The sequence below is a fragment of the Streptomyces sp. NPDC031121 genome (genome assembly GCF_055570615.1).
Genome location: NZ_JBVIGV010000021.1, coordinates 19,045 through 39,549 on the forward strand (window position 1 = coordinate 19,045; position 20,505 = coordinate 39,549).

The 20,505-nt window shown below is 75.0% G+C and carries 19 protein-coding genes and 2 pseudogenes; 7 read left to right on the forward strand and 14 right to left on the reverse strand.

Going from position 1 to position 20,505, the window contains the following annotated elements:
• Positions 1-15: 15 nt before the first annotated feature.
• The 6 genes and pseudogenes from ACZ462_RS30320 to ACZ462_RS30345 all read right to left on the reverse strand — a co-directional run bounded on the left by ACZ462_RS30320 (position 16) and on the right by ACZ462_RS30345 (position 6,352).
• Positions 16-1,467 carry an amino acid permease gene (locus ACZ462_RS30320; RefSeq protein WP_467808513.1) on the reverse strand — a complete coding sequence of 484 codons (1,452 nt, stop codon included), beginning with the start codon at positions 1,465-1,467 and terminating at the stop codon, positions 16-18.
• A 126-nt stretch (positions 1,468-1,593) separates the two neighbouring features.
• Positions 1,594-1,845: a SpoIIE family protein phosphatase gene (locus ACZ462_RS30325; protein ID WP_467808554.1), complete on the reverse strand. Its 252-nt coding sequence runs from the start codon at positions 1,843-1,845 to the stop codon at positions 1,594-1,596.
• Between the two features lie 268 nt (positions 1,846-2,113).
• A pseudogene (locus ACZ462_RS30330) lies at positions 2,114-3,397 on the reverse strand (PAS domain-containing protein); the annotation flags it as partial.
• A 135-nt stretch (positions 3,398-3,532) separates the two neighbouring features.
• Entirely contained in the window at positions 3,533-3,844 is a 312-nt protein-coding gene (locus ACZ462_RS30335; RefSeq protein ID WP_467808514.1) for a hypothetical protein, read from the reverse strand.
• A 152-nt stretch (positions 3,845-3,996) separates the two neighbouring features.
• Complete coding sequence (locus tag ACZ462_RS30340) at positions 3,997-4,977, reverse strand: proline dehydrogenase family protein (RefSeq protein ID WP_467808515.1); 981 nt, start codon at positions 4,975-4,977, stop codon at positions 3,997-3,999.
• 268 nt (positions 4,978-5,245) lie between these two features.
• On the reverse strand, positions 5,246-6,352 hold the full coding sequence (locus tag ACZ462_RS30345) for an amidinotransferase (protein WP_467808516.1): 1,107 nt from the start codon (positions 6,350-6,352) through the stop codon (positions 5,246-5,248).
• 357 nt (positions 6,353-6,709) lie between these two features.
• On the opposite strand from ACZ462_RS30345, the gene ACZ462_RS30350 reads away from it, so the two are divergent.
• Both ACZ462_RS30350 and ACZ462_RS30355 read left to right on the forward strand, forming a co-directional pair.
• Positions 6,710-7,900: a serine hydrolase domain-containing protein gene (locus ACZ462_RS30350; RefSeq protein ID WP_467808518.1), complete on the forward strand. Its 1,191-nt coding sequence runs from the start codon at positions 6,710-6,712 to the stop codon at positions 7,898-7,900.
• A gap of 65 nt (positions 7,901-7,965) precedes the next feature.
• Positions 7,966-8,469, forward strand: coding sequence for a hypothetical protein (locus ACZ462_RS30355; RefSeq protein ID WP_467808519.1), 504 nt, complete (start codon positions 7,966-7,968; stop codon positions 8,467-8,469).
• An 83-nt stretch (positions 8,470-8,552) separates the two neighbouring features.
• On the opposite strand, the gene ACZ462_RS30360 is transcribed toward ACZ462_RS30355, so the two are convergent.
• Positions 8,553-9,368, reverse strand: a complete 816-nt coding sequence (locus tag ACZ462_RS30360; protein ID WP_467808520.1) for a class I SAM-dependent methyltransferase — start codon at positions 9,366-9,368, stop codon at positions 8,553-8,555.
• A 115-nt stretch (positions 9,369-9,483) separates the two neighbouring features.
• Between ACZ462_RS30360 and ACZ462_RS30365 the strand changes: the two are divergent.
• Positions 9,484-9,972 (forward strand): annotated as a pseudogene (locus ACZ462_RS30365) (SGNH/GDSL hydrolase family protein); the annotation flags it as partial.
• Between the two features lie 127 nt (positions 9,973-10,099).
• Here the strand turns inward: ACZ462_RS30365 and ACZ462_RS30370 are convergent.
• Entirely contained in the window at positions 10,100-10,297 is a 198-nt protein-coding gene (locus ACZ462_RS30370; protein ID WP_467808522.1) for a CsbD family protein, read from the reverse strand.
• A 120-nt stretch (positions 10,298-10,417) separates the two neighbouring features.
• On the reverse strand, positions 10,418-12,070 hold the full coding sequence (locus ACZ462_RS30375; protein WP_467808524.1) for a phospholipase D family protein: 1,653 nt from the start codon (positions 12,068-12,070) through the stop codon (positions 10,418-10,420).
• Positions 12,071-12,243: 173 nt separating this feature from the next.
• On the opposite strand from ACZ462_RS30375, the gene ACZ462_RS30380 reads away from it, so the two are divergent.
• Complete coding sequence (locus ACZ462_RS30380) at positions 12,244-12,441, forward strand: hypothetical protein (protein WP_467808525.1); 198 nt, start codon at positions 12,244-12,246, stop codon at positions 12,439-12,441.
• A gap of 117 nt (positions 12,442-12,558) precedes the next feature.
• Positions 12,559-13,182, forward strand: coding sequence for a histidine phosphatase family protein (locus tag ACZ462_RS30385; RefSeq protein ID WP_467808527.1), 624 nt, complete (start codon positions 12,559-12,561; stop codon positions 13,180-13,182).
• A gap of 98 nt (positions 13,183-13,280) precedes the next feature.
• On the opposite strand, the gene ACZ462_RS30390 is transcribed toward ACZ462_RS30385, so the two are convergent.
• Positions 13,281-14,096 (reverse strand): ABC transporter permease, encoded by an 816-nt coding sequence (locus ACZ462_RS30390; protein ID WP_467808528.1) that lies wholly within the window; start codon positions 14,094-14,096, stop codon positions 13,281-13,283.
• Complete coding sequence (locus ACZ462_RS30395; protein ID WP_467808530.1) at positions 14,093-15,091, reverse strand: ATP-binding cassette domain-containing protein; 999 nt, start codon at positions 15,089-15,091, stop codon at positions 14,093-14,095. Before ACZ462_RS30395 ends, ACZ462_RS30390 begins: the two co-directional genes overlap by 4 nt.
• A gap of 155 nt (positions 15,092-15,246) precedes the next feature.
• Between ACZ462_RS30395 and ACZ462_RS30400 the strand changes: the two genes are divergently transcribed.
• Both ACZ462_RS30400 and ACZ462_RS30405 read left to right on the forward strand, forming a co-directional pair.
• Entirely contained in the window at positions 15,247-16,218 is a 972-nt protein-coding gene (locus ACZ462_RS30400) for an STM4015 family protein (RefSeq protein ID WP_467808532.1), read from the forward strand.
• 112 nt (positions 16,219-16,330) lie between these two features.
• Positions 16,331-17,161 carry a class I SAM-dependent methyltransferase gene (locus tag ACZ462_RS30405; RefSeq protein WP_467808533.1) on the forward strand — a complete coding sequence of 277 codons (831 nt, stop codon included), beginning with the start codon at positions 16,331-16,333 and terminating at the stop codon, positions 17,159-17,161.
• Positions 17,162-17,187: 26 nt separating this feature from the next.
• Here ACZ462_RS30405 and ACZ462_RS30410 read toward each other — a convergent pair whose 3' ends face one another.
• The 3 genes from ACZ462_RS30410 to ACZ462_RS30420 all read right to left on the reverse strand — a co-directional run bounded on the left by ACZ462_RS30410 (position 17,188) and on the right by ACZ462_RS30420 (position 20,494).
• Positions 17,188-17,742 carry an EF-hand domain-containing protein gene (locus ACZ462_RS30410; RefSeq protein ID WP_467808534.1) on the reverse strand — a complete coding sequence of 185 codons (555 nt, stop codon included), beginning with the start codon at positions 17,740-17,742 and terminating at the stop codon, positions 17,188-17,190.
• A gap of 272 nt (positions 17,743-18,014) precedes the next feature.
• A complete protein-coding gene (locus ACZ462_RS30415; RefSeq protein WP_467808536.1) occupies positions 18,015-19,703 on the reverse strand; it encodes a flavin-containing monooxygenase in 1,689 nt (562 codons plus the stop codon).
• Positions 19,704-19,855: 152 nt separating this feature from the next.
• On the reverse strand, positions 19,856-20,494 hold the full coding sequence (locus ACZ462_RS30420; protein WP_467808537.1) for a TetR/AcrR family transcriptional regulator: 639 nt from the start codon (positions 20,492-20,494) through the stop codon (positions 19,856-19,858).
• Positions 20,495-20,505: the final 11 nt, after the last annotated feature.

Here is a 20,505-nt window from a genome sequence, read left to right on the forward strand (position 1 = left end):
GGGGTGTCGCGGCGGCTACGCGGGCGGGTTCCGGTCGCCCGCTCCCGCCTCGGGCGGCGTCTTTGCCAGCTCCGAATGCCGGTAGGAGTAGCCGAGGTAGACGATCAACCCGACGAGGAACCACACCGCGAAGCGGAGCCAGGTCTCCACCCGCAGGTACGTGATGAGCCAGAGGGAGGCGATGACGCCGATCGCCGGCGTGAACGGCATCAGGGGGGTGCGGAACTGCCGCGGCAGGTCGGGGCGCCGGTAGCGGAGCACGATGACGGAGGTGCACACGACGGCGAAGGCGAGCAGGATGCCGATGTTGGTGAGTTCCGCGGCCTCGCCGATCGGGACGAACCCCGCGATGGCCGCGGAGCCCACCCCGACGATCCAGGTGACGCGCGTCGGCACGTGCCGGGTCGGGTGCGTCTTGGCGAACCAGCGCGGCAGGAGCCCGTCGCGGCTCATGGAGAACCACACGCGCGTCACGCCGAGCATGAACGTGAACATCACCGTGAGGATGCCGATGATGGCGCCGACGGCGATGATGTTGGCCACCCCGTCGAGGCCCACGGACTGGAACGCGGTGGAGAAGCCGCTCTCCGGGTCGATCTCCGTGTAGTTCTGCATGCCCGTCAGGACGAGGCAGGCCAGTACGTACAGCACCATGGAGATGGCGAGCGAGTAGAGGATCGCCTTGGGCATGTGGCGCTGCGCGTCCTTGGACTCCTCGGCGGCGGTGCTCATGGCGTCGTATCCGAAGACGGCGAAGAAGACGGTGGCGGCACCGGTGATGGCGCCGCCGACGCCGTAGGGGAAGAACGGCGTGTAGTTGGCGGTGTCGATGTGGAAGAAGCCGACGACGATGACGAGCAGCACCACCAGCACCTTCAGGACGACGACGACCGTCTCGAAGCGGGCGGCGTTCTTGATGCCGAGGGTGAGCAGGTAGGCGGTGAAGAGGCACAGGACGACGGCGATGAGGTCGACGCGGTGGCCTTCGCCGGTGCCGGGCGCGCCCAGCATCCAGACGGGCATGCCGGCGCCCGTCTCCTCCAGGAGGAAGTTGAAGTAGCCGGAGATGCCGATGGCGACGACCGCGACGATGGCCGTGTACTCCAGCAGCAGGTCCCAGCCGATGAACCAGCCGGCGATCTCGCCGAGGACGGCGTACCCGTAGGTGTACGCGGACCCGGCCTTCGGGATCAGGCCGGCGAACTCGGCGTAGGAGAACGCGGCGGCGGCGCTGGCCACGCCGGCGATGAGGAAGGAGATGAGGACGGCCGGCCCCGCGGTGCCGTTGGCGACGGTGCCGGCCAGGGTGAAGATGCCGGCGCCGATGATGCCGCCGACGCCGATGGCGGTGAGCTGCCCCAGCCCGAGCGTGCGTGTGAGCTGTTCGCTCGGGGTGCCCTCGGTCTCGTCGATGTGCTCGATCGGCTTGCGGCGCAGCACGCCGTGTCCCATCCGCGGCCTCGCCATGGGCGGTCCTTTCCCTCTGAACCCGACGGGCGCTCATCATGGCGGAGCCGCACCAGGGGAGGAACTAGGCGCTCCGGGGAATGGCCGACGGTGAGCCGTCCGCGGCGGCGCACGCCCGGCCGCCGGTCAGGGCGGTTCGATGCGGGCGATCAGCAGGGCGATGTCGTCGTCGGCGGAGGCGGGCACGAGCCGGGCCAGCAGTCCGTCGGCGAGGCCGGCCAGGGTGGGGTGCGGTTCCTCGGAGAGCGTGCCGGTGAGTTCGGCGAGCCGCTCGTCGATGTCGCTGCCGCGGGCCTCGATGAGTCCGTCGGTGTAGAGGACGAGGATGCTGCCGGGCTCCAGGGTCAGGTGGGTGGTGGTGTAGCGGGGGTGTCCCACGCCGAGCGGCGGGTCGGGCGGGAGGGAAGGCGGCCCGGCCGCCGGGCAGCCGCAGGACGTCGTACCAGTCGCCGCCGACCTCGTTGACGTCGCTCGCGGGGAGGTAGCGGTGCGCGACCTCGACGCCGGGCGGCGGGGAGATGTGCTGGGGCAGCATGCTGCGCTGGAGGGTGAGGGCCGTGTCGTGCTCGCGGTGGTAGAGGCGGGCGTTGTCGATGCCGACGGCTGCCCGGGCGGCCAGTTCGGAGGCGAGGGTGACGTCGTCCGCCGCGAACGGGCCGAGGGGACCGGTGCGGTAGAAGCCGGCGACGCCGAGGACCGTCTCCCGGGCGACGAGCGGCACCATCATCATGGAGTGCACGCCCAGGGCGAGCAGGCGGGCGGGGCGGGTGGTGTGCCGGCCCGCGGGGGCGATGACCTCCTCGTCCAGGCGGGGCACGACGAACGGCCGGCGGGCGGCGAGGGCGTGCGTGTAGGGGGCGGTGTAGGGGAAGGTGAGGGTGCGGCCCAGCGGGGCGAGGACGTCGATGACCGGGGAGCCGGTCAGGGGAGCCTTGCCGAGGCGGCGCAGGGCGGTGCCGCCGGCAAGGCCGCTGGCCGTGTCGTCGCCGCGGGCGAGGGAGTCGAGGACGTCGACGGTGACGGCGTCGGCGAGGCGGCCCACGGCGAGGTCGGCCAGTTCCTGGGCGGTCCGCTCCACCTCCAGGCTGGACCCGATCCGCATGGACGCCTCGCTGAGCAGGGCCAGGCGGCGCCGACCGGCCTCGGCCTCGACCTGGGCGTGCTGCTTCTCGGTGATGTCGAGGAGGGTGGCGACGACGCCGATCGGGCGGCCGCCGGGGTCCTCGACCCGCACGTACGAGCACGACCACACGCGGTCGCGGTCGGGGCGGGCGGGGGTGCGGCCGGTGCGGCGCAGGTCCAGGACGGGCAGCCCCGTCTCCAGGACCTGCCGCATCGCCTCCTCCATCTGCTGGGCGTTGACCTCCGGGAGCAGCTCGGTGAGCCGCCGCCCGATGTGGGCGGCCTGCGACAGGCCGTTCATCTGCTCCAGGGCGGGGTTGACCTGGAGGAACCGCAGCTCGGTGTCGAGGACGCCGATACCGACGGGAGAGCGGGTGAAGAGGCCGTCCCACACGGCGGAGGAGCCGCGGATACGGCGGGCGGCGTGCGCGTCGGCGGCGAAGACGAGCAGGGCGGACGGGCCGTGGTACTGGTCGGGCACGGGGCAGGCCCAGATCTCCAGCTCCAGGGGGTGCCCGTCGGCGTGCCAGGCGGTGACGGTGCCCATGACGCCGCGCCGGTTGGTGGCGGCCTCCCACAGGGAGCGGCCGAGGGTGCGGTCGACGCCCGGGTGGAGGAGGTCGGCGATGTGCCGGCCCATGACCTGCTGGGGGCCGTAGCCGAGGAGGTCGCCGGCGGCCCGGTTCCAGCGGACGATGGTGCCGTCGGCGCTGGTGGCGACCTGGGCGATGGGGAGGGCCCCGAGCCAGCCGCCGGCGGCCTGCGCGGCACTGCTGACCAGCCCTTCCATGCCCGCGGGGTCACTCATCGCCCCGTGTCCCGGCCGCGCCGGCTCCGCGTCGGCTCCGTCGTCTCCACCCCTCCATGGTCGCCCGGCCGGGGCGGGGCCGCTCTCCGTGCCGGACGTCCGGTATTCAACCTCGGGGCCGTGGGCCGGGCGCGGTCAGCTGCGGCCGCCGTCCTGCTCCTCGACGTCGCAGTCGACGTAGACGGGCGGCCTGGTCAGCAGCTGTGCCATGTGGGAGGCGAACGCGTCGGTCTCGGGGGCGCGGCTGTTGGCCATGGCGGTCTCGTAGGAGTCGAAGCCGACGACGGCCAGGTGGCGGTTGGGGTTGGCGCGGTCCTTCAGCAGCAGGCGGCTGACCGGGCCGGTCTGGCGGCCCTCCGCCCGTGCGCGCTCGTCGTAGTCGTGCAGCAGCTTGCGCACGTCCTCGATGCGCTCGGTCTCGAAGTCGATGATCTGGACGAACTGCATGCCGGCCTCCCGGAGGGTGCGGTGCCCCGCGCGGTACGGGGCCTGACGGCTCCGAGTGAACACCGGCAGGCCCGCCGGGGGCGGTCCCCCGCGCCCGGCGGGCGGCACGATCCACCGACATGGCCGAGGCGCCCCGGGGCGGGCGGCGGCCGTCAGGAAGCTGCGTCGACGACGGCCTGGAGGAGGCGCTGCGGGTCCTCGGCGAGGCGGTTGCAGACGTAGAGCCACCACTCGGTGCCGAAGACGACGTACTCGCGGGTGGGGTGCCCGAGCCGGGCCATCGCGGCGAGCCGGTCGGGGCCGAGGCCGAGGAGGGTCTCGAACTCCCAGGGGGCGTCGGCGCGGCCCGATCCGCCGAGCCGCTCGTCGAGGCGGTGCAGGAGGCTCCAGTCATGGGTGGCGAAGGAGCACAGGTGCCCGGAGGCGGCGATGGCGTCGGCGAACTCCAGGTAGCGGGAGGTCAGTTCGGGCGACTCGCGGGGCAGCGCGACGGCCTCCGGCTCGGCGAAGGCGCCCTTGACGAGGCGGATGCGGCCCGGGCGGGCAAGGACGCGGGGCAGGTCCTCGCGGGTGCGGTGCAGGCGGGCCTGGAGGGTGATGCCGACGTGGTCGTACTCGGCGGACAGCCGCTCGTGGAGGTGCAGCACGGCGTCGGTGCGGTCGGAGCCCTCGGCGGAGACGACCATCTCGCGGCCGGTGTCGGCGGTGGCCCGTGCGATGCGCGAGGCGTTGGCGTAGGCCAGCTCAGGGTCGACGGCGAGGCCGATGTGCGAGAGGTCGAGGGAGATCGAGCAGCCGGGCGGGAGCCGGGCGGCGGCCTCGGTGAACACCTCGGTCTCGGCGGTCGCGCGCCGGGGGTCGCGGCAGCTCTCGCCCATGTACTCGACGTTCGCGCGGTGGCCGGCCGCCAGGACGGCGGCGGCGCGTTCGCAGGCGTCGCCGAGGGTCTCCCCGGCGACGAAGCGGCGGGCCACGCGGCGGGCCAGGGGGCCGAGGACCGGGTCCGCCGGGATGCGCCACTTCAGGTCCTCGTCGAGGGCGAGGCCGCGCAGGACCGCAGCGGCCGCAGAGGAGGCGTCGGCGGTGGCGGGAGCGTCGGAGTGGCGGGGCCGGGATGAGGGAAGGGTGGTCACGGTGCGCCTTGCGGTCGGGAACGGGCGCCGGGGCGGGGCCCCGGCGGCTGGTCGGTTTCCAGCCTCCATCCAGCTGCCGCCGCGGAACAGTGGCAGAAGTGACACCCGACGGGCAATTACTGCCAGTCGAGCGGCGGACATCGGGGCCCGTGCCGACCTGCTCGACCGGTCCCCGGCGAGGGAGAACCCGGGCGGGCCGGCCGCCGAGCCCTCCGTCGCCCGCGCCAAGGGCGCCCTCGACCTGGACGGCTGACGGCGCCGCCGGGCGTCAGGGGCAGTACGACTCCAGGCCGCCTCGGCGACGCACGTCGAGCGTCGCGCAGTGGAACGAGCCGCCGAACGGCGCGTAGTACAGCAGGTCGCAGGGGATCGGCTCGAACCCCCACTGTTCGAGGGCGCGGAGCATGCCCACGTGGTGCCGCTCCGCGATCACCCGCTTCTCGTCGACCATCAGCACGTTCATGCTCAGCCACTTGCCGCACAGCGAGGCGGTCCGCAGGACGCGGTCGCGGATCGGCTCCGGTTCGGGGGCGACGAGCACCTCCCAGGAGTCGAGGACGGGCGGCAGCCGGTCGACGTCCACGTACTCGGGGTTGACCAGCACCTTCCCGGGGGCCAGCGGCATGAAGGTGGTGTCGATGTGCATCGGCGTTCGGCAGCGGCTCTCGATCTCGTGGATGCGGTACGCGGGCCCGAGGTGGCGGCGCAGCCACTCGATGCCGCTGCGGTTGGTGACGTTGCTGCGGGTGACGAACAGGTCCCGCCCGGCCCGTACGAAGTCCGCGGCGTCGAACACCGGCTCGTACTCGGTGAGGATGTACCGCATCGGCTCGCCGGGCTTCGGCACCCGGAACCCCGGGTCGTACAGGGCGTCCGCGAGTTCCGGTTTGGGGGCGGCCGTCCAGCGGGCCCCGGCCCGGAAGTACTCCTTCAGCAGCGGGCGGTAGGAGTGCGTCTCGAAGTAGCGGCAGGGCCAGGCCATCGGCGTTTCGATGATCTCGTCGCCGATGACGAGCATGCTGTCGCGCGGGCAGGAGTTGCAGAAGCCGCGCGAGGACCAGTCGGGGGTGCCGAACCGGCGCCCGTAGTCGGCCGCTTCGGGGCGCCTGACGGTGATGCCGAGGGACTCCAGCAGGGTGACGAACCCGTCCAGTTCCTGCTGCGCGCGCTCGACCAGGACGCGCGGGTAGCGGAACCCGGCGGCGAGCCCTTGCAGCCGGGCCGCCCAGGGCGGGATGTTGCAGGACACGACGGGGTGCCGGGAGGGGATCCGCACGCCGTCGAGGCGCCCGACGATGATCTCTTCCAGCGGGTCCCACTCGTTGTGCGAGCCGACCGGCGAGACGAGCGGTTCCGCTTGCACTGCTGCCGCCATGGTCGTCCGCTTTCCGTCGCAGGAATCGACGGCTGTCGCCGTCCCGGGCGTTGCCGGCAGTCTACGGCGGCCCCTCCGGCGCGGCGACGGGAACGCCGCCGCCCCGGCGCCGCCCCCGAGCGCCGGTGCTGCCCGTACGCGGCCCCGGCCCGCCCCGTCCGCGGGGTGCCGGGTGTCCGCCAACCGGGCGGGGCGGGGCGCGCGCCGCCGCGGTGCCGCGGGCCCGGGCTGCTACTGCTGGGGCCGGACAGAGTGGGCCTTTCCGGCCACAGCACCAGGCAGGCGGGAGTACCGGGGCCGGGCGCACGCGCCGCACCCCGGGCGCGCCGCCTCCGTACGCCCCTTGGAGCACCGCACGTGCCGATCCGCACCCGCCGACACCGACTCCGCACCGGACTGACCGTCGCCGCCCTGGCCGCCGCCGCACTCGGCGGCCTGCTGCCGCCCGCGCAGGCCGCCCGCAGCCCCGAACCGCCGCAGCAGCCGCGGGACGGCCGCCTCCAGCAGCAGCTGGACCGGCTCGTCGCCCAGGACGACGGCCCTCCCGGGGCGATCGCCCTGCTGACCCGCGACGGCCGCACGCAGGTGTACACGTCGGGCACCGGCGACCTGGCGACGGGCCGGCCCCCGCGGCCCGACGACCACCTGCGCATCGCCAGCGTCTCCAAGGCCTACAGCGGGGCCGTCGCGCTGCGCCTCGTCGACCGGGGCCGGCTCGCCCTCGACGACACGATCGGCGAGCGGCTGCCCCACCTGCCCGCCGCCTGGCACGCGGTGACGCTGCTGCAGCTGCTGCGGCACACCAGCGGCCTGCCGGACTACAGCGCCGACCCGGAGTTCCGGGAGATCGTCGTCGCCGACCCGCGCCACCGGTTCGACTCGCGGCGGCTGCTGGACTTCGTCGCCGACGAGCCGCTGCGCTTCTCCCCCGGGTCCCTGTACGAGTACTCGAACTCCGACAACATCGCGGTCGCCCTGATGGCGGAGGCCGTGACGGGCCGCCGCTACGAGGAGCTCCTGGCCGAGCTGGTGTACCGGCCCGTCGGCCTGCACCGGACCAGCCTCCCGCAGGGGTACCGGCTGCCCGAGCCGTACATCCACGGGTACGACGTCAGCCCGCCGGCCGAACCCGAGGACGTCAGCGAACTCGTCAGCGCCTCCGGCAGCTGGGCGTCCGGCGGGGTCGTGACGACGCCGGCGGAACTCGGCGCGTTCATCCGGGCCTACGGCGGCCCCTCCCTCGTCTCCGCCGAAACCCGCAGGGAGCAGCTGGACTTCATCCCGGGCGGCTCCTCGGAGCCGGCGGGCCCCGGCACCAACGCCGCCGGCGCGGCGATCTTCCGGTACACGACGCGGTGCGGCGAGCTGTACGGGCACACCGGCAACACCCCCGGCTACACCCTGCTCGCCGCGAGCACCCCGGACGGCAGGCGCTCCCTGGTCTTCGCGGTGAACACGCAGGTCGACAAGGCGGTCAAGGCGCGGCTGCTGGCGCTGCTGCGGACCGTCCAGGAGGACTTCGCCTGCGCTCTGCTGGGCGCCCGGTGAGCGGGCGGCGGGCCGGCGGCGGCGTTGGCTGGTGGCAGGCACGGCGGACTTCGAGGAGGCGGGACATGGTGAGGCGCCGAGTGGTCGCGGCGGTGTGGGCGGCGGCGGCCGCGGCGGCCGCCGTGGGCGCGGCGGGCTGCTCGAACGGCGGCTCCGCCTCCGACGCGGCGTCCCGTGCCGCGTCGGCGGTCCGGTCGGCCGGGGCGGAGGTCTCGGCGGCCGCGACGCACGCCGCGGACGCTGCGGCGTCGGCGGCGGCTGAGGCCCGGAAGAAGCTGGACGAGGTCAAGGGCGGCGTGGACGCGAAGGGCTCCGTCACCCTGGGGAAGCCGACCGCCGCGTCCGACGGGCGCACGGAGGTTCCGGTGACGGTGGAGAACACCGACGACGCGGTGAAGTCGTTCGCGGTCCAGGTCGACTTCAAGGACGGCGACGGCAGCACGGTCGACACCGTGGTGGTGACCGTGGACGACGTGGCGGCGAAGGGCCGGAAGGAGGCCACCGCGCGCAGTACGCGCACCCTGCCGGGCAGCGTCACCGCGCAGACGGCCAGGGCGCTGCGGTACTGAACGCGCCCCGCCGCAGCACCGCCCCGGCACCGGCCGCACGCCGGGGGCGGGGCGGTCGGCGTGTCCTCCGGCCGGCCGGCGGGCTACGGGCGGCGGCCCCACACGGTGAGCATGCCGGGCGCGAGTTCGGCGAGGTCCGGGGATTGAAGGTAGGCGAGGGCTTCGTCGAGGGTGGTCGCGTCGAGGCGGCCGCCGGAGAGCAGGGCCGGGCGGAGCCTGCGGAGGGTGTCCGTCCAGAAGGCGGCGATCGGGGTGCCGGGCCGCAGCGGAGGGCACACCAGTTCCGCGGTGACGTCGTGCAGGCCGGCGGCGCGCAGGGCGTGCGGGTGGGCGCGTACGGCGGCGAGGTCGGTGCCGATGGTCTCCCGCAGCGCGTGCCACATGGCGTCGAGGGTGCGGCGGTACGGGGAGCCGGTGTCGGCGGGGTCCGGGACGTCGGCCGCGTCGCTGAGGACGAGGTGTCCGCCGGGGTTGAGCAGGCCGGCGAGGCGGTCGAGGACCTCCCGCCGCTCGGGGACGTGCATGAGGACGAACCGGGCGTGGACGAGGTCGAAGGTGCCGAGCCCCGACTCGTCGGCCAGCCGGGTGAGGTCCGCGGCGCGCACCCGCAGCCGGGGGCCGGCGAGGCGGTCGAGGTGGCCGGTGTCGCGGTCGAGGGCGACGACCTCGTCGGCGCAGGCCTCCTCGGCGAGCCAGCGCGCGACGGTACCGGTGCCCGCGCCGACGTCCAGGCAGCGCATGCCGGGGCCGGCGCCGAGGGCGGTCAGGCGCTCGCGGGTGTAGGGGTCGTAGACGAGCGCGGCGTGGTCGATGCGGTCGCCCTCGCCCGCCTGGTCGGGCGGGAACAGGTCCTCGCCGTACCGGCCCGCGGGGGTCTGCTCGTCGGGTGCTGCCGCCACGGCGATCCTTCCGGCCGGGGGCCGTGCCGGCCCGGGGCCACCAGGGTCGCCCGGCGGCCGGTTCCCGGCGCGGGATTGGCCCGGCAGCGGGCGCGTCCCCAGGGATCCCCAGCCCAAACTGGGCCTCGACGTCGTCAACCTGGACCTGATGCGCCGCCGGGCGTTCGGCCCCGCCGTGCACGGGTTCCTCGACACGGTCCGCGAGGGCCGCCCCGACGCGCCGCTGCTGGTCGTCTCGCCGATCCTGTGCCCGGTACACGAGGACACGCCCGGCCCGACCGCGTTCGACCCGGCCTCCCTCACCGAGGGGCGGCCGGCGTTCCGGGCCGCCGGCGACCCCCGGGGAGGTGCCCGGGGGGAAGCTGACACTGGCCGTCGTACGGGAGGAGCCGGCACGCATCGTCGGCGAGCGCTCTCCGGCCGACCCGCACCTGCACCACCTGGACGGCCGCATCCTGTACGGCCCCGCCGACGAGCGGCCCTGCCGCTGCCGGACAACCTCCACCCCGACGCGGCGCCCCACCGGCTCAACGGCGAGCGCTTCGCGCGGCACGCGTTCGCCGCCGGCGGCCCCTTCGCCGCCCGGCACCGGCCCGCGGTATGACCGTCGCCCTGCGTCAGGCCGCAGCCGGCGGCGCCGCTCTCCCCGGAACGGGCGGCGCCCGCCGCGCCGCGGCCCGGTGCCGGGCACCGGGACCGCTGCGGGCGGGCGGCCGCGCGTAGGGCTGCGGCTACTTCTTCCTGTGCTTGCCGCGCATCTGCTCTCCCGCTTCGCGGGCGCGTTCGTCCATGTCGGCGCGGGCCTCCTTGGCCTCGCCCCGGACCTGGTCCATCTTGCCTTCGGCCTGCATGCGCTTGTTGCCGGCGACCTTTCCGACGGCTTCCTTCGCCTTGCCCTTGGCCTGCTCCATCTTGCCCTTGTCAGCCACAGCGAACTCCTTGGGTCGGGAACTCCCCCGGGCATCAACCTAGGCGAAGCACCGCGGTCCTGCGCGGCGAGAACAGCGCACCGGGCCGCCCGGCGGGCGGCGGGCGGGCAGCCGGGCCGGTCAGAAGGCGTTGCGGCGGCGCAGCCGGAACGGGCGGCCGTCCGGGTCGACGAGCAGGTGGTGGGCGGGTGTCGCCAGGATCCGGGCCGGCGTGGACAACTCCGGCGGCACGTACCGGCGCAGCCGCCCCGGCGGGCGCGGGCCCCGGCAGCCGCCCTCGTGCCAGGAGTCGAGGGCCGCTGCCGAGGCGGCGAACGCGTCGAAGGCGGCCACCGGGTCGCAGAGCGCGCCGTCGTCGGCGGGGCCGAGGTCGAGGTGCTCGCGGGAGAGCTCCAGGCGCAGCCGGCGGGCGAAGGACCGGGCGCCGTCGCCGTGGCCGCCCGGATCGGCGGGCGGGCGGCCGTCGGGGGTCTCGTCCAGGACGACGCAGCCGAGTTCCGAATCGTGCGTCCAGGAGCGCAGGTTGATGTTGTCCGAGCCGACGGACGCCCACACGTCGTCGATGACGCAGACCTTGGCGTGGACGTAGACGGGTGTGCCGGCGTGGTTCTCCAGCGCGTACACCGCGACGCGATCGCCGCCGGCCCGGCGCAGCCCGTTCAGGGCGGTGATGCGGCCGATCAGGTTCATCGGCAGGGTCAGCCGGCCGTCCTGCTCGGGGACGGCGGGGATGACCGCCGTCAGCCGCAGCCCGGGGTGCGTGCGCAGGGCCCGGGCGAAGCAGTCGACGACGCGCGGCGACCACAGGTACTGGTCTTCCAGGTAGATCAGCGAGCGGGCCCGCCGGACCGCCTTGAGGTAGCCGCGGGCGATGCTGCGTTCGCCGTCGCGGGCGAAGGCGTATCCGCCGAACAGCCGGTTGGGGTAGGTGCGCAGCACCTGCACGGTGTGGGGGCCGCAGGGCTCGGGGTCGGGGGGCTGCGGCGGCAGGCCGTCGGCGTGGGTGTCCTCGCGGTGCGCGCGGGCCCGCAGGCGGGTGAGGGGGCTGCGGCTGAGCGGGGCCGGGTCCTCCCAGCGCTCGCGGAAGACGGTCTCCAGGTCGCCGACGACCGGGCCGCGCAGCGCGAGCTGGACGTCGTGCCACGGCGGGTGCGTGCCGTAGGCGTCGGCCATGCGGAGGGCCTGTGGGTCACCGCCGTGCGCGGCGTCGTCGTTGCGGCTGCGGCACAGGTCGATGCCGCCCGCGTACGCGATGTCGAGCCAGGGGCGGCCGGGGTGGCGGAGCACGAGGAGCTTCTGGTGGTGCGAGCCCCCCGGGCGGACCCGCATGTCGAGGAGGCATTCGCCGCCGGCCTCCTCGATCTGCTCGCCGAGGTGGCGGTTCTCGGCCTCGCTGAACTGGAAGCGGTCCAGGTGCGAGCGCCACACCAGTCCCTTGACGACGACGCCGCGTTCGGCTGCCCGGCACAGCACGGCGGCGATCTCGCTGCCGGCGCGGTCGCCGCCGGGGGTGCGGCCGTCGTGGGTGCGGTGGGGCGCGAGGCGTTCGTCCGGGTCGCCGCGCCAGTCGGTGAACAGCAGCAGGTCGCCAGCGCGCTGGGCGCTGATCCGTTCCAGCAGCTCCGCGAAGTAGGCGGCTCCGTGGATTACCGGACGCGCCTCGTTCCCCCGGCTCCAGGCCGAGCCCTCGGGGTGGCGCCGGTCGAGGCGGGTGTCCGGGTTGCCGCGCTGGGCGGCGGTCAGAAGCCAGTTGCTCGGGTCGGCAGGGCCCATGGCGTGCGTCTCCTCCCCGCCGCCCCTACCCGGCGGGGCGGGGCGCACACCCCGGGGCCGCGGGAGCAGCGCCGATCACCACGGGTGAGCGAAAAGATGCCGGTGGGGAGCGGCCGTGTGAGGGTGGGCGCACGCCGTGCGCCCGCACGGCGGGAGAGACGGGAGCCGTGGCCATGGACGGAACGAAGGACACGCGCCGCGAGTCCGGCAGCGGGGGCGGGGAGCGCGACCGCTCCGGCAAGGGCCGGGACCGCTCACGCCCGACGCCGGGCCGGGCGGCGGGCAAGACCCCGGAGGAGCTGAACCGCCGCCCCGACGAGGCGGTTCCGGAGGAAGACCGGGACATGCCGGCCCGCCCCGACGACCGCTGACGCCGCCGCGGCCACATGCCCGTCCCCGGCCCGCCGCCCACACGACCGGGAGGAACCGCCATGCCGCGGGGCGGCGTCCCCCACGGGAGCCCACAAGATCGACTCCCGGGAGACCCCATGCCCGCAACCGCCGCCCGATTCCTGTACCTCACCCGGCACGGCGAAGCCGCGGCGGACGGGAGCGGGCTGACGGAAGCGGGCCGCCGCCAGGCCGCGCTGCTCGGGGAGCGGCTCCGGGACGTCCCTCTGACGGCGATCCACCACGGGCCGCTCCCCCGAGCCGCACAGACCGCACAGCTGGTCGGCGACCGGCTCCGCGGCGTCCCCCTGAGGCCGTCCGCCGCGGCCGGGGACTACGTACCCCACCTCCCGGCGCGTCGGGAATTGCCCACGGAAGCGGCGGAGGCCGTGATGGGCTTTCTGGGCCGGATCCCGGTCGAGGAGCGCAGCCAGGGCGCCGGCCTGGCTGAGGCCGCGCTCGGGGAGTTCACCGGACCGGTCGCGGGCGCTGAGCCGCGCCACGAACTCGTCGTCACCCACAACTTCTTGGTCGGCTGGCTCGTCCGTGCCGCCCTCGACGCGCCGAAGTGGCGCTGGATCGGCGTCGACCACGCCCATGCGGCGCTGACCGTCATCCGGTACACGCCCGGGCGGCCTGCCTCGGTGGTCCTGTTCAACGACACCGGCCACCTCCCGGCCGAACTGCGCTGGACCGGCTTCCCGCGGGAGCTCCACGTCTGAGGTCCCGCCCGGCCGCCTGGCGGCCGTCAGGCCGCGGGCTCGGGCGGGGTGCGGATGGTGTGGAGGACGGCCGCGGGGTCGCGGGCCGTGTGAGGGCCTCAGCGGCTGTGGGATCCGTACACGCGCATGGCCAGCGGCATGAACACGGCGGTGATGCCCGCGGCCCAGGCCAGGGACCACAGGACGGGCCCTGTGGCCGGGGTGCCGAGCAGGAGGCCGCGGAAGGCGTCCGAGAGGTGGGTGACGGGGTTGACGTTCACCCAGGCCTGGAGCCAGCCCGGCATGGTGTCGACCCTGGCGAACGCACTGCTCGTGAAGGTGATCGGGAAGATGAAGGTGAACGCGTACACCTGCACTTTCTCGGCGTCCCCGGCGAGCATCCCGATCAGTACCGCCGTCCAGGACACGGCCGCGGCGAAGACGAGGAGCAGCACGGTCGCGGCCAGGAAGCCTCCGGCGCCGCCGGTGAGACGGAAGCCGAGCAGGGTGCCGAGGCCGATCATCAGGAGCATCGCCCACAGCTGTTTGGCCAGGTCGGCGGCTATGCGCCCGAAGAGCGGGGCGGAGCGGGCGATGGGCAGGCTGCGGAGCCGGTCGAAGACGCCCTTGGTCAGGTCCGTGTTCAGCGACATCGCGGTGTACATGCTCATGAAGAGCGTGTTCTGGACGATGATCCCGGCGAGGGCGTACTGGAGGTACTCCTGCGGGGAGCCGGCCATCTGTCCGCCGAAGACGTAGGTGAACAGGAACACGAACATGATCGGCGTGATGCTGTAGTCGACCAGTTCGAGCGGGTTGTGCTTGACGGAGATGAGGCTGCGCCAGGCCATCGTGGCGGTCTGCCGGAGGGCGGCGAGCGGCCGCACGCGGGTTCCGGCGGGGGCGAACGCGTCGGTGACGGCGGTGCCGGTCATGACGGGCTCCCCGCGGGTGCGTACGCGTCGTGCTCGTCGGCGTCGCCGGGCGGCGGGGCCTCCGGCCGGGCGCGGTGGCCTGTGAGGGCCAGGAACACCTCGTCGAGGGAGGAGCGGCGCAGGGTGAGCTCCGCGACGGCCACGCCGGCCTGGTCGAGGCGGCGCACGACGCGCGGCATCAGGGCCGGGTCGCCGACGGGGGCGGTGATGACCTCCTCCTCGATCTTGGTGTGCGGGCCGGCCTCCTCCGCGACGAGCGCGCACGCCGGCGCGAGGTCGGCGGAGCGGAGCGGGCGCAGGTGCAGCACCTGGCCGCCGACCTGGGACTTCAGCTCGTCGGGGGTGCCGTCGGCGATGACCTTGCCCTGGTCGACGACGACGATGCTGTCGGCGAGCCGGTCGGCCTCGTCCAGGTACTGGGTGGTCAGCAGGACGGTCATGCCGTCGGCCACGAGGTCGCGGACCATGTCCCAGACCTCGCCGCGGCTGTGCGGGTCGAGCCCCGTCGTCGGCTCGTCGAGGAAGAGGATCTGGGGCCGGCCGACGAGGCTGGCCGCGAGGTCCAGGCGCCGGCGCATGCCGCCGGAGTACGTCTTCACGGCCCGCCCGGCCGCGTCGTCGAGGCGGAAGCCGCCGAGCAGCTCGGCCGCGCGGGCCCGCGCGGAGCGGCGGGGCATGCCGAGCAGCCGGCCGATCATCACCAGGTTCTCCGTGCCGGTCATGTTCTCGTCGACGGCGGCGTACTGCCCGGTCAGGCCGATCAGCGAGCGGACCCGGCCCGCCTGCCGCACCACGTCGTGCCCGCCGACCTCGGCGCGGCCCGCGTCGGGGCGCAGCAGCGTGGCGAAGATCCGCACCGCGGTCGTCTTGCCCGCCCCGTTGGGCCCGAGCAGCCCCAGGACGGTGCCCGCGGGCACCGCCAGGTCGACCCCGTCGAGCGCGCGGGTCTCCTTGAACCGTTTGGCCAGGCCCTCGGCCTGGATCGCGTACCCCATGGGGCCACCTCTTCCACCGGCTTCGGCATCCCCTCCACTGTGACGCATGCCACTGACACCGGCCGTCCGGCGGATGTCGGTGCCGCTTGCTACAACTGCTCCAGCACCGGCCGCGGCCGCGGCCGGGAACACGGAAGAGGGGCGGGCGAAGCACCATGGGATATCCGGGACGTCTGGCGGAGTGGTACGGGCTTCCCGTGCACGACTTCCCCGGCAGCGGGGACGGGGACGGCGGCTGCGCGGCCGCGCTGCCGGAGCCGGACGCCGTCGCGTGGCGGATCTCCGCCGACCCGGGGCGCGCGCGGGAGCCCTGGCCCGAGGTCTTCGCGCGGTTCGCGGACGCCGTGGACACGGCGCGGGTGCGGGCGCTCGCCGTCGGCTTCTGGCGGGAGACGGTCGAGACCGGCCCGGACGAGATCACGGCCGCGCTACTGGAGGCCCGGGACCGGCTCCCCGCCCTGCGGGCCCTGTTCCTCGGCGACATGGACAACCGGGAGCAGGAGATATCCGCGATCCCCCAGGGCGACGTCGGCCCGCTGCTGGAGGGCTTCCCGGAGCTGGAGGAGCTCGGTGTGCGGGGCGGCAGCCGCCTGGTGTTCCCCGCGCTCGCGCACCGCCGGCTGCGGTCCCTTGTCGTCCAGACGGGCGGGATGCCCGCGGCGGCCGTGCGCGGTGTCGCCGGCAGCGACCTGCCCGCGCTGGAGCACCTGGAGCTGTGGCTCGGGACGGGCTGGTTCGGCGGGGACTGCGAGATCGGGGACCTGGCGCCCGTCTTCGAGGGGTCGCTGCTGCCGCGCCTGCGCCGGCTGGGCCTGCGCAACAGCGACATCCAGGACGAGATCGCCGCGGCGGCGGCCTCCGCGCCGGTGGTCGGGCGGCTGGAGCACCTCGACCTGTCGCTGGGCGTCCTCACCGACGAGGGGGCGCGGGCCCTGCTGGCCGGCCGGCGGCGCCTCACCCGCCTCCGGAGCCTCGACCTGCACCACAACTACATCGGCGAACCGCAACGGCGGCGCCTGAAGGAGGTCTTCGAAGGCGCCGGGGTGGCCCTGGACGTCCGCCCCGGCCATGCCGGCACGACGGAGTGGGACGGCGAGGTCACCCGCTACGTCGCCGTGGGCGAATAGCCGGACGGCCGACGGGCGGCCCCGTCGCCCGGCGGTCCGGCTCGGACGGCGGCCGGGTGGGGAGCCGCCTATGCTCGGGAGGGGGGTCGGTCCGAGCCCTGGAGGCGATTCCATGTCCGAGGCGACCGACGCGGTCGCGGCCGATCGCGCGCTGAAGGCCCGGCACCGGGCCATGTGGGCCATGGGCGACTATCCTTCCGTCGCCTCGCACGTCATCCCGGAGGCCGGCGCCCAACTCGTCAGGGAGTGCGGCGTACAGCGCGGGGACAGCGTCCTGGACATCGCGGCGGGCGCGGGGAACGCCGCGATCCCGGCCGCCCTGGCCGGGGCGGACGTGGTGGCCTGCGACCTGACCCCCGAACTGCTGGAGATCGGCAGGCAGGTGGCCGCCGTGCGGGGGGTGGGCCTGGACTGGCGGGAGGCGGACGCCGAGCACCTGCCGTTCGCGGACGGCGAGTTCGACGTCGTCATGTCCTGCTTCGGCATCATGTTCGCGCCCCACCACCAGGCGGCCGCCGACGAGATGCTCCGGGTGTGCCGTCCCGGCGGCACCATCGGCATGTCCAACTGGACGCCCCAGGGGTTCATCGGCCGCATGTTCGCGGCGATGAAGCCGTACGCGCCGCCCCCGCCGCCCGGGGCGTCGCCGCCTCCGCTGTGGGGCGACGAGGAGCACGTGTACGAGCTGCTCGGCGACCGCGTCACGGACGTGGACGCCCGGCGCCGCACGGTCCGCGTCGACGCCTTCCCCGAACCGGGCTCCTTCCGCACCTTCTTCAAGACCTGCTACGGCCCGACCATCGCCGTCTACCGGGCCCTGGGCGAGGACTCCGACCGTGCGGCGGCCCTGGACCGCGAACTGGACGCCCTCGCGGAGGAGCACACCCGGGACGGTGTGATGGAGTGGGAGTTCCTGCTGCTCACGGCGCACCGGACGGCGTGACCTCGGCCCGAGCCGGACGCCGGCCCTCACAGCGGTCCGTACAGCCAGTTCCCGGCGGCCTCCGGGTCTTCGCTGGTGAAGAACTCGATGACGGCGGCGTGGACGTCGACGGGGTCCAGACCGCCGTCCCCGCTGCGGTCGAGCCGTGCGAAGGCGTCCTCCATGTCCTCGCGGGCGACGCCGCCGAGGGCCTCGCCCAGCCGGAGGTACTCGTCGAGGACGATCCTGCCGTCGCCGTCGGCGTCGCAGAGGGCGAGCCAGGCCGACGCGGCCTCGTGGACCGCGGTGAGGAAGGCGGCGGGGGCGGTGGCGGTGGCGTCTCGGACGCCGCGCTCGTACGCGGCGAGGCCGAGCCGGCCCGAGCCGTCGCCGTCCATGGGGCGCAGGTGCGCCTCCCAGATCCGGCCCAGGGCGGTGCGCAGCCGTTCGGCCTTCTCCGGCCCGGCGGGCAGGACGGCCGCCATGCGGTCCGCGGCGGCGGGCAGGTCGGCCGCGGTGAGGTAGCCGTCCCGGTCCGTGTCCAGGAGGGCGAACATGTGCCGGAGCTTGTGCGTGAGTACCGGTGTCGCGGTGGGGGTCACGGTGGGTCCTCCTGGGTGGGCCGGGCTCGACGCGCCGATCGCCCGCACCCCGGGCAGCGGGCTGGGGCGGGGCGGGCGTCGGACCGACCCTAGTGCCGTGCGCGGGGCGCCCGGGCACGGGCGGGCGTGCGCCGGCGGGCCGGGCGGCGGCCCGCCGTACCGGCCGCGATCTCGGGTTTTGTCCCCGCCTCCGGGGCGTCGCGCCGGCCCTGCCGGGGGGCGCCCGTTTCACCCGTCCAGCGGCGCGCGCCCGCGCCGGGCGCGCCCCGTGCTCAGCGCGGGGCCGCGGCGGAGAGCACGAACCCGCGGTAGCCGTCGCGCGCGGAGGCCTCGCACTGCTCCCGGTAGCGGTCGGCGCCGCCCGCGTACGCGAGGAACACCCGCGGCTTGCCCGGTACGTTGGCCCCGGTGTACCAGGAGGCGGTGTCCGGGTAGAGGGTCGCGGCGGCCGTCTCGGCGACGTGCGCGCACCAGCGGTCCTCCGCCTCGGGGGTGGCGTCGATCTCGGTGAGGCCCGCGCCGCGCAGGTGGGCGATGCAGTCGGTGATCCACTCGACGTGCTGTTCGATGGAGAAGACCGCGTTGCTGAGGACGGAGGGGCTGAGCGGTCCGAGGACGGTGAAGAGGTTCGGGAAGCCGGCGGAGAGCAGCCCCAGGTGGTTGCGTGGGCCGTCGGCCCACTTCTCCCTGAGGGTGAGGCCGTCCTTGCCGGTGATGTCCAGGGCGAGCTGGGAGCCGGTCAGGGCGTCGAAGCCGGTGGCGAAGACGACCACGTCGGCGGGGTGTTCGCGCTCGGTGGTCCTGATCCCTCCGGGGGTGATCCGGGTGAGGGGCGTCCGGGCGAGGTCCACCAGCCGTACGTGCGGCCGGTTGTAGGCGGCGTAGTACCCGCTGTCGAGGCAGGGGCGCTTGGTGCCGAAGGGGTAGGTGCGCGGGGAGAGCGCCTCGGCGGTCGCCGGGTCTGCGACGATCGAGCGGATCTTGGCGCGGACGTGCTCGGCGGCGGTCTCGTTGGCCGCGCGGTCGGTGAGGATGTCGGTGTAGGTGCGCAGCAGGCCGCTGAGGAGGCCCGAGTTCCAGCCGGCCTCGTAGGCGGCCGTGCGCTCGGCCTCGTCGGCCTTGAGGGCGGATCCGGTGGGCGGTTCGACGAGGGTGCCGCCGCGTGAGCGGCGCTGCGCGGCCCGGTAGGCGGGGTAGCGGGCCTTCAGCTCGGCGGTCTCGGCTGCGGTCAGGGCCCGGTTGCGGGCGGGCAGGGCGAAGACCGGGGTGCGCTGGAAGACGGTGACGGCGGCGGCCTGTTCGGCGAGGACCGGGATCAGCTGCACGGCGGAGCAGCCGGTGCCGATGACGGCGACGCGGCGGCCGGCCAGGTCGGCGCCGTCGTGCGGCCAGTCGGCGGTGTGCAGGGTGCGGCCGGAGAAGGTGTCGGCGCCCGGGACGTCCGGGGCCTTGACGGCGGACATGCAGCCCGTGGCGAGGACGACGAACCGGGCGGTGGCCGTCTCGCCGGTGTCGGTGGTGAGCCGCCAGGTGTGGCGGGCCGCGTCGTACACGGCGCGGTCGACGCGGGTGCCGAGGGTGATGTCCCGGCGGAGGTCGAAGCGGTCGGCGACGTGGTGCAGGTAGCGCAGGATCTCCGGCTGGGCGGCGTACCGCTCGCTCCACTCCCACTCCTGGTCGAGTTCGGGCGAGAAGGAGTACGAGTAGGCCGCGCTCTCGATGTCGCAGCGGGCCCCGGGGTAGCGGTTGCGGTACCAGGTGCCGCCGATGTCGTCGCAGGCCTCGAAGACGCGGGTGCGCAGGCCGAGCCGGCGGAGCCGGTACAGCTGGTAGAGGCCGGCGAAGCCGGCTCCGACGACGACCGCGTCGAGTTCCGGCTCTCCGGCGGGGGCGGGCTGGGCGGGCTGGGCGGTGGGCCGGGGGGCGGGCTGGGCGGTGGGCCGGGGGGCGGCCGGGTCCATGCGCTCTCCTGGGGGCGTCGTACGGCGGGCCGGAGCCGCTCGGCTGCACCGGGGGTCCCAGTCTTCATGCGCCGGCGGCAGCGCACAACGGGCGGATCCGGCCGAAGGGTCGGCCGGCGGCGGGCACCGGTCGGCTCCGGAGCGGCGGCCGTTCAGCCTGCCCCGGTGCCGGCCCCGGCCGTGAGGGCGGCGGCGGCCGCGAAGAGGCGCGCGCAGCGCTGCGTCATCGCCTCCGGCGACTGCTCGGGGTGCTTGGTCCACCAGCGGACGAGGGTGGCGACCACGTCCCGCCAGACATACGTGAGGGCGTCGGCGTCCAGGGGGTCCGCGGAGCCCGCCCGGCGGAGCAGGTCGGCGGTCCCGCCGGCGGCCAGCCGGTCGATCGCCCCGCGGTACTCGGCGGCCCGGGCGGCCGCCTCGCCGCCGGGCGGCAGGGTGGTGTCGTACAGCACGAACCACGCCTCGCGCTGCCCCTCCAGGGCGGTGAAGATGCCGCGCAGGACCCTCAGCGGGGTCTCCCCGGTGGTTGTGCCGGAGCCCGCCGCGGTGGTGACGGCGCCCAGGATGCGCTCGCCGACGGGGGCCAGGCAGGCGGTGTACAGGGCTTCCTTCGTGCCGAAGTACTGGTGGAGCAGCGTCTTGGTGACGCCGACCCGCGCGGCGATCGCGGCGAGCGAGGCGGCGGCGTAGCCGCGGGTGCCGAACTCCCTGGTGGCCGCTTCGAGGATCTGCTGCTGGCGGTCCTGGCGGGGGACGCCCTTGGTGCCGGCCTTGGAGCGGGGGGTTGCCATCCGCGGATATT